This is a genomic window from Synechococcus sp. BA-124 BA4, from assembly GCF_034931165.1.
Genome location: NZ_JAYGIA010000009.1, coordinates 20,495 through 28,782, shown reverse-complemented (window position 1 = coordinate 28,782; position 8,288 = coordinate 20,495). Strand labels below are relative to the sequence as shown.

The 8,288-nt window shown below is 69.3% G+C and carries 9 protein-coding genes; 4 read left to right on the top strand and 5 right to left on the bottom strand.

Annotated features, from left to right (window positions below; genetic code table 11):
* Both VB734_RS01800 and VB734_RS01795 read right to left on the bottom strand, forming a co-directional pair.
* A partial coding sequence (locus VB734_RS01800; protein ID WP_323242885.1) for an RsmE family RNA methyltransferase occupies nt 1–641 on the bottom strand: 641 nt, incomplete at its 3' end.
* Between the two features lie 8 nt (nt 642–649).
* Nucleotides 650–1,102 carry a DUF3531 family protein gene (locus VB734_RS01795; protein WP_322782600.1) on the bottom strand — a complete coding sequence of 151 codons (453 nt, stop codon included), beginning with the start codon at nt 1,100–1,102 and terminating at the stop codon, nt 650–652.
* Nucleotides 1,103–1,186: 84 nt separating this feature from the next.
* On the opposite strand from VB734_RS01795, the gene VB734_RS01790 reads away from it, so the two are divergent.
* A complete protein-coding gene (locus tag VB734_RS01790; RefSeq protein WP_322782601.1) occupies nt 1,187–1,834 on the top strand; it encodes an ABC transporter ATP-binding protein in 648 nt (215 codons plus the stop codon).
* Between the two features lie 19 nt (nt 1,835–1,853).
* On the top strand, nt 1,854–2,768 hold the full coding sequence (gene hslO, locus VB734_RS01785; protein ID WP_322782602.1) for an Hsp33 family molecular chaperone HslO: 915 nt from the start codon (nt 1,854–1,856) through the stop codon (nt 2,766–2,768).
* Here hslO and VB734_RS01780 read toward each other — a convergent pair.
* The 3 genes from VB734_RS01780 to VB734_RS01770 form a co-directional block, all read right to left on the bottom strand.
* Nucleotides 2,765–3,454 (bottom strand): CPP1-like family protein, encoded by a 690-nt coding sequence (locus VB734_RS01780; RefSeq protein WP_322782603.1) that lies wholly within the window; start codon nt 3,452–3,454, stop codon nt 2,765–2,767. The two genes, hslO and VB734_RS01780, sit on opposite strands and share 4 nt — an antisense overlap.
* Before the next feature lie 107 nt (nt 3,455–3,561).
* Nucleotides 3,562–3,786, bottom strand: a complete 225-nt coding sequence (locus tag VB734_RS01775) for a hypothetical protein (RefSeq protein ID WP_197167031.1) — start codon at nt 3,784–3,786, stop codon at nt 3,562–3,564.
* Nucleotides 3,787–3,846: 60 nt separating this feature from the next.
* Complete coding sequence (locus VB734_RS01770) at nt 3,847–5,511, bottom strand: peptide chain release factor 3 (RefSeq protein WP_197165310.1); 1,665 nt, start codon at nt 5,509–5,511, stop codon at nt 3,847–3,849.
* Nucleotides 5,512–5,687: 176 nt separating this feature from the next.
* Here VB734_RS01770 and nrdJ point away from each other — a divergent pair, with 176 nt between their 5' ends.
* Both nrdJ and VB734_RS01760 read left to right on the top strand, forming a co-directional pair.
* Nucleotides 5,688–8,012, top strand: a complete 2,325-nt coding sequence (nrdJ, locus tag VB734_RS01765; protein WP_322782656.1) for a ribonucleoside-triphosphate reductase, adenosylcobalamin-dependent — start codon at nt 5,688–5,690, stop codon at nt 8,010–8,012.
* Nucleotides 8,009–8,278 (top strand): hypothetical protein, encoded by a 270-nt coding sequence (locus tag VB734_RS01760; RefSeq protein WP_322782604.1) that lies wholly within the window; start codon nt 8,009–8,011, stop codon nt 8,276–8,278. The genes nrdJ and VB734_RS01760 overlap by 4 nt, the downstream gene beginning before the upstream one ends.
* Nucleotides 8,279–8,288 lie beyond the last annotated feature (10 nt).

Below are 8,288 nucleotides of genomic sequence, written 5' to 3'. Positions count from 1 at the left end.
CCGGCGGACTGAGCGGCCGCGGCCTCGGCTGGACTCCAGCCGCCCTCCGCTCCGATCGCCAGCGCCACCCTCTCCAGGGACTCGGCTGACACCGGCGCCAGCGCAGTCCCCAGCACCGGCAGCTCCGCCGCTCGGGTGGTGGCCAGGAGCGCCAGCGCCGTCCGCGGTTGGCCCAGGTAGGTGATCGCCTCCAGAGGCTCCAGCAACTGAGGCAGCCAGAGGCGTTCGCACTGCTCGCAGGCCTCGCGCAGGATCGTGCTCCAGCGGGCCGCCTTCCAGCTGCCGCGCAGCGCCCCATGCTCGGCCAGCAGGGGCTGGAGGCGGTCCACCCCCAGCTCGCAGGCCATGCGCACCACCACGTCGAAGTCGAGGCGGGGGATGGCCACCGCCAGCTCCAGCCGGGGACTGGCGGCTGCCCGGCGTTGCAGGGGCTGATCAAGCGGCTGCTCCAGCCGGGCCTGGGGGCCGTCGAGCAGCACGGCACTCCAGAGCTGCCCCTGGCCATCGACCACGGCGAAGCGCTCTCCGGGGCCGTAGCGCAGCACGCGGCTGAGATAGCGGCTCTCCTCGGGGGCCAGAGCCAGGGTGGTGCCGGCCGCCAGCCGCTCCGGGGCGATCAGCAGCCGGCGCAGCTCACGCACCACGGGCCTCAGTTGGCGCCGTGGGGGAAGAGGGCCTCGGGCACCTCCTCCACCGGCCAGTCGTCATTGACGCCGCCGATCACGATCTCCTCGATCTCCACCACGTCGTTGTCGAGCTGACGCAGGGCGTTGATGAGCACATCGAGGGCCACCCCGTCGCTGGTGCCCATGTCGACCCAGCAGCGGCACCAGGCGTCGCGGTACTCCGGTTCACCCATGCTGTGCATCAGCGCGGGGAGGGTCGCCTCGGCCGCCTCGATGTCGTAGTGCATGGCGCTGAGGTCGATCCCCTCCTCGTGCACCTGCAGGCATTCGGCGTTGAAGCCCCCAAGCTTGCCCAGGAAGAACCAGCTGTCGAAGACCGTGTCGACGTAACCCCGCTCCCCCTGTCCGGGCGGATTGGGGAAGCGCAACCAGATCCAGCAGTTGAACGGATCCACCTCGCGGAAGCGAATGTCCATGGGCGTTGCTCCTTCCAGCATCGACTGGTGACCCCATCAAACACGGTGGCGGCTGCTGCAAGCTGGTGCGGTCCGTGGTCCCCCATGCTGGAGCTCCGATCGGTCCGCTACCACCCGGCCACCACGCCGGAGCCGGTGCTGCGCGATCTCAGCCTTACCCTGCCCGTGGGCGAGCCGGTGCTGGTGGCCGGCCGCAGTGGCAGTGGCAAGAGCACCCTGCTGGAGCTGATCAGTGGGCTGGCGGAACCCAGCGGCGGCACGATCCTCTGGCAGGGACAGCCGGTGACGGGCCGAGCGCGACGCTGGCTGAGCGGGCTGGTGTTCCAGTTCCCCGAACGCCATTTCCTCGGCCTGAGCGTGGGCCAGGAGCTGAAGCTGGGGCAACGCCGGCTTGGGAGCGAGCGGGTGGAGGCGGTGCTGGGCCAGGTGGGTCTGCAGGGTGTGTCGCTGCAGCAGGCGCCGGAGCGGCTCAGCGGCGGCCAGCAGCGGCGCCTGGCCCTGGCGGTGCAGCTGCTGCGGGACCCGAAGGTGCTGCTGCTGGATGAGCCCACCGCCGGGCTGGACTGGTCGGTGCGCCATGAGGTGCTGCAGCTGATCGCCCAGCTGGGCCGTCAGCGGGCCCTGCTGGTGGTCACCCATGAGCCGGAGGTGTTCCAGGGCGTGGTGGGGCGGGCCTGGCGCCTGAGCGACGGGAGCCTTCAGCTCCTGCCGGCGCTCCGTACGATGCCCTGAGTCGGTGGAGGGCGCAGCGATGCCCGATCAGTTGGTGCGGGCCACGGCGGCCGATGGAGGAATACGCCTGGTGGCGGCACTCACCACGGTCACCAGCCGCTACGCCCGGCGGCGCCATGGCCTCTCGTACCTGACCACGGCGCTGCTGGGGCGGGCGATGACGGCGGGACTGCTGCTGGCCAGCTCGATGAAGGTGGCCCACGGGCGGGTGAACCTGCGCATCCAGTCGGACGGGCCCCTGCGCGGGCTGATGGTGGATGCGGGCCGCGACGGCAGCGTGCGCGGCTATGTGGGCCATCCGGGCCTGGAGCTCGATCTGATCGAGGAGGCCGACGGCCAGCATCAGTTCGACTTCCGCCAGGCCACCGGCACCGGCTACCTGCATGTGGTGCGTGACCAGGGCAAGGGGGAGCCGTTCAGCAGCACGGTGGAGCTGGTGAGCGGCGGCATCGGCGACGACGTTGCCTCCTACCTGCTCCATTCCGAGCAGACCCCCTCGGCGGTGTTCGTGGGTGAGCAGATCGACAGCAGCGGCGTGCGCTGCTCAGGCGGGGTGCTGGTTCAGGTGCTGCCCAAGGCGGCGCGGGAGCCGGCGCTGGTGGCGCTGCTGGAGGAGCGTTGCCGGGAGATCAGTGGATTCAGCGCTCGCCTGGCCGCCTGCAAGGACGACCTCAAACTGCTGCTGGAAGACATCTTTCCCGACCTCGATCCCCAGCTGCTGGAGGACGCCGAGGCCCGTCAGGATGTGACCTTCCACTGCCCCTGCACCCGCCGTCGCAGTGTCAACGCCCTGCGGCTGCTGGGTGAGCAGGAGCTCGCCTCGATCCTGCGCGAAGACGGCCGCGCCGAGCTCACCTGCCACTTCTGCAATGAGGTGTACGGCGTGGAGGAAGGGGAGCTGCGGGAGCTGATCGCCGAGCTGTCGCTGGCCTAGGCGATCAGCAGGGCGCCGAGCAGCAGCAGGATCAGGGCCGGCAGGCTCTGCACCTGATTCAGGGCCAGGGGCAGACCGAGCGGGAGGGCCGGATCGAGCCCGAGGGTGAGCAGACCTCCCAGCAGCAGGCCGACGCTGAGCAGGGCGAAGCTCCAGCCCACGGCGGCCAGGAAGCGGCCATTGCGGCGCCGGAGGTTGACCACCGTGACCCCGGTGGCCAGGGCCAGCAGCACCTCGGCCGAACCCGGCGGGGTGATCAGGACCAGCAGCAGCAGCAGCCCATCGGCCACCAGGGGAAACCAGCGCTCACGGCCCTCCGCCAGGGCAAAGCTGGGCATGGAGAAGCTGGGGGCCTGCAGCTTGTTGCCGCCGTTGAGCTGGGGCAGGGAGGGCAGCTGGGGAAGGGAGGGCCGGGAGGGGACCCGCGCCGGCACGGGCTTGAGCTCCTCGCGCTTGGAGGCGGTGACCGCGGCGCTGCTCACCTTGCCCTGCTGGCGCTCCCGCAGCCGCTCCATCAACACCGCGTCGTAGGCGGCCTCCACCCTGGCGCGGGCCTGGGGGTCGTCGCCGACCGCCTCGAGCTGATGCTGGCGGGCAGACTGCACCTCGTCGAAGCTGGCGTCGGGGCTGACACCGAGCCGTTCGTAGGGGCTGCCGCTGGGGGCTGGTTCAGAACCGTTGGTCATGGCCTCCGGTGCGTGGGGCTGGGTCGTGGCCCGAGCGTATCGAGGCGCGGGGCCGGTGGCTGTCCGTCAGGAGTGGATTGAGACCTGCCGCTGCCGCTGGCGGCGGCTCAGAACAGGGGCTCGCTGCGGCGGTAGCCCGCGTCCTGCTGTAGCTCGAGGCGCCGGGCCTCGGCTTCGTCAACCGCCAGCCAGCGGCGGCTCTTGAGCAGCGGCATCTGGGGGGGGAGGTGACTGCCTTCGCGGATTTCCACGGCTTCCTGGCTGGGCAGGAAGCGGACGTAATCGGAACCTCCATCCCTGCGGGGGCGAACCAGCCAGATCGGCTGAGGCATGGCCGTGACCTTGACCTTTCGTTGCAATTGATTCTGGCGAGGCCGGCGCCAGGCTGTGGCTCAGATCGCGATCGGTTCGACGCCGCTCACCACCGGCGCGACGGCGCTGAGCCCGAGCTCGGGGTGATCCTCCTTGAGCTGGTTGAGGTTCCACTCGTTCTTGAACAGCAGCACCGGCCGGTCCCAGGCGTCGCGCACGGTCTTGCAGTTGAAGATGCGGCCCACGCGCTCCAGGGCCGGCCAGCCGCCCGTGACCCAGCGCGCCACGGTGAAGCCCAGCGGCTCCAGCCGCGTCTCGACGCCGTACTCGTTCTGGAGGCGGTACTGCACCACCTCCATCTGCAGCTGGCCCACCGCCGCCAGGATCGGATCGCGCTTGCTGGCGTCGGTGTCGTAGAGGATCTGCACGGCCCCCTCCTCGCGCAGTTCGTTGACCCCCTTGCGGAAGCTCTTGAAGGCCGAGGGATTGGGGTTGCGCAACCAGGCGAAGATCTCCGGGCTGAAGCAGGGGATGCCCTCGTACTCCACCCGGGCGCCGACGTAGAGGGTGTCGCCGATGGCGAACATGCCGGGGTTGTTGAGGCCGATCACGTCGCCGGGGTAGGCGTCCTCGACCACTTCCCGGTCCTGGCCGAAGAGCTTCTGGGGGCGCGAGAGACGGATGCTGCGGCCGCTGCGGGCATGACGCACGGTCATGTCCTTCTCGAAATGGCCTGAGCAGACGCGCACGAAGGCGATGCGGTCGCGGTGGCGGGGATCCATGTTGGCCTGCAGCTTGAAGACGAAGCCGCTGAACTCGGGCCGCAGGGGGTCGACGGGGCCGTCGTGGCTGCTGCGGGCCACGGGCCGCTGGGCCAGTTCCAGGAAGGCATCGAGGAAGGGGCGCACGCCGAAGTTGGTCATCGCCGAGCCGAAGTACACCGGCGAGAGCTCACCGGCATGGACCAGTTCCAGGTCGAGGTCGGCACCGGCGCCATCGAGCAGCTCCAGTTCCTCGAGGGCCTGAGCCAGGAGCTCGGGCTCCACCAGATCGGCCAGTTCGGGGCTGCCGGCGGCCAGACGCTGCTCGGTGGCCTGGCGGCCCCGCTCGGCGCGGGCGAACAGGATCACATCGCGGCTGCGGCGGTCGATCACGCCGCGGAAGCGGTCGCCGCTGCCGATCGGCCAGTTCACCGGCCAGCAGGTGAGGCCCAGCTCGCTCTCGATCTCATCGATCAGCTCCAGGGGGTCACGCCCCGGACGGTCCATCTTGTTGATGAAGGTGAAGATCGGAATCCGCCGCATGCGGCAGACCTCGAACAGCTTGCGGGTCTGGGGCTCGAGGCCCTTGGCGGCGTCCTCGAGCATCACCGCGTTGTCGGCGGCCGCCAGGGTGCGGTAGGTGTCTTCGGAGAAGTCCTGGTGGCCGGGGGTGTCGAGCAGGTTGATCGTGCTGCCGTCGTAGTCGAACTGGAGCACGGTGGAGGTGATCGAGATGCCGCGCTGCTTCTCCAGCTCCATCCAGTCGGAGGTCACCTTGCGCTGCTCGCCCTTGGCCTTCACCGCCCCGGCCTGCTGGATGGCACCGCCGTAGAGCAGCAGCTTTTCGGTGAGGGTGGTCTTGCCGGCGTCGGGGTGGGAAATGATCGCGAAATTGCGCCGCCGGGCCACGGCCTCCGCCAGGGCCTGCTGCTCGGGGTCCACGGCCCCGTTCAGGGCCTCCTTGGTGCTGCTGCTGCTGGTCATGGCCTCAGCCTGACAGGCCATCCCGGGGCGCTGCCGCTGGTGGCCGCCACCGCTTGCACCCCCCACAGGTGGCGGTATGGTTCACCAACCTGACCACCCTCTCCGCCGTGACCCTCACCCCAGCGCGTCCCGATCTGATCGATCCCGCCGGGACGGTGCGCCCGGAGGCTGAGGCCGTGAGGCTCCAGGGCGGCCAGATCGGTGCCCATGGCCTGCTGGAGCCCGATTTCCCGGCCACCGCGCCGGCGGCGAACCCGGTCTTCTACCGCACCTATTCCCGCCGCACCGCGGGCGGCCGCGAGAGCTGGCACCAGGTTTCCGAGCGCAACCTCGAGGGGCTGCGTCAGCTCGGTCATCTCGATGCGCAGGAGGTGGAGCTGATCCGGCGCATGCAGAAGCACCAGCAGGCCCTGCCTTCGGGGCGCTGGCTCTGGATCGGCGGCACCCCCTGGATCGAGCAGCGCCACAATTTCTCCGGCGCCTACAACTGCACCTCCACCAACCTGATCGACTGGGAAGCCTTCGGTCTGATGATGGACCTGGCGATGATGGGTTGCGGCACCGGCGCCATCATCGAGCCGCACCTGATCGAGCGCCTGCCGCTGGTGCGCAACCGGCTGGTGATCGAGAGCGTGACGCCGATCGGCCTCACCCCCGCCGGCGCGCGCCAGGAGGCCACCAGCCACACGGTGGAGGGGCAGCGGGTGGCGATCAAGGTGGGTGACACCCGCCGCGGCTGGGTCGACAGCTACCAGCTGCTGCTCGAACTCTGCAGCGACGAGCGCTTCGAGGCCGGCAGCCCGATCCGGGTGAGCGTGGATCTCTCCGATGTGCGGCCGGTGGGTGAAACGCTCAAGGGCTTCGGCGGCATGGCGAATCCCGTCAAGCTGGGCGACCTCTACGGCCGCGTGGCCCAGATCCTCAACAAGGCCATCGGCCGCCGGCTCACCTCGGTGGAGTGCTGCCTGCTGATCGATGAGGCGGCGGTCACGATCGTGGCCGGCAACATCCGCCGCAGCGCCGGCATGCGCCAGTTCGCCGCCGAGGATCTCTCCGCCGCCGGCGCCAAGGAGAACCTCTGGCAGCAGGACGCCGAGGGCAACTGGAGCATCGATCCCGAGCGCGATGCGCTGCGGATGGCCAACCACACCCGGGTGTTCCACAGCCGCCCCACGAAGGAGGTGGTGCTCGAGGCGGTGGTCAAGCAGTTCCAGAGCGGGGAAGGGGCGATCCAGTTCGCCCCCGAAGCGATCGCCCGCTCCAATGCCGATCTGCTGCCCACCCCTGAGCTGCGCGGTGAGTTCATCGACATCTACGTGGACCAGGGCCGCGAGGAGGCCGGCCGCTGGCTGCAACTGCATCACCCCGAGATCAGCGCCTCCGAGCTGGAGCACCGGCTCGGGCGCTACGGGCTGAATCCCTGCGGCGAGATCCTCGGCGCTGATTTCCACTGCAACCTGGCCGAAATCCACCTGAACCGGATCGATCCGGCGGATCACCAGGCCCAGGCCGATGCCTTCAGGGCCGGTGGGCTGGCGGTGGCCTGCCTGCTCAACCACGACTTCGAAGTGGAGCGCTACCGCCAGAGCCGGGCCTGGGATCCGATCGTGGGGGTGAGCTTCACGGGTCTGTTCGACTTCTTCGTGCATGCCTTCGGCACGCCCTGGCTGCGCTGGTGGGAGCAGGGCCGACCTGAAACCGAGGAGGGCCTGGCCTTCAAAGCCCGGGAAGCGGAGTATCTGGGCCGCTGGAAGCAGATCGTGAACGAAGCGGTGTGGGACTACTGCGACCGCCACGGCCTGCGCCGCCCCAACCGCTGCACCACCGTGCAACCGGCCGGCACCAAGAGCCTGCTCACAGGCGCGAGCCCCGGCTGGCATCCGCCCAAGGCGCAGCGCTTCATCCGCCGCATCACCTTCCGCAAGAACGATCCGGTGGCGCTGGCCTGCATGGACTACGGCTACACGATCGTGCCGAGCCAATCCGACAAGGACGAGAACGGACGGCTGCTGGATGATCCCTTCGATCCACGCTGCGGCGAATGGCTGGTGGAGATCCCCACCGAGGTGAGCTGGGCGAACATCCCCGGCGCTGATGCGGTGGAGATCAACAACTTCTCGGCCCTGGCCCAGTTCGACTTCTACATGCAGGTGCAGAAGCACTACACGGCCCACAACACCTCCGCCACGGTGGAGTTCCGCGAGAACGAGATCGAGCCGCTGGCCGAGGCGATCCACAAGGCGATCGATGAGGGCGAGGGCTACATCTCGGCGGCGCTGCTGGCCCGCTTCGATGCCAATGCCACCTTCCCGCGGCTGCCGTTCGAGCCGATCGATCAGGCCACCTACACCCGGCTGCAGCAGGAGGTGCTGGCGCGCCGGCGCACGGCTGATTTCTTCGAGGCACTGCAGCGTTACGACCAGGGTGAACTGATGGAAGCTGGTCCTGCCGGTTGCGATTCCGACAAGTGCCTCCTTCCCCTGGCCAAACCAGCTTCATGACCAGCCGATTCCGGCCAGCGGGCCTGGTGATCAGCCTGCTCTGCCTGAGCCTGCCCGCCCGGGCCAGCACTGACCTCAACCCCGACATCGACAAGATGTGCCAGGGCCTGGCGGTGATCAACACCGAACTGGGGGCCACGGCGGCGCCGGGCACACCGATGGGCCGGCGCATGCAGACCGAGCTGTCGCTCACCCAGGCTCAATACGGTGCGCTGTGGTCACTGATGAAACTCACCTCGACCCGAACCTGCTCGTCGTTGTTCTGAGTGAACCGCA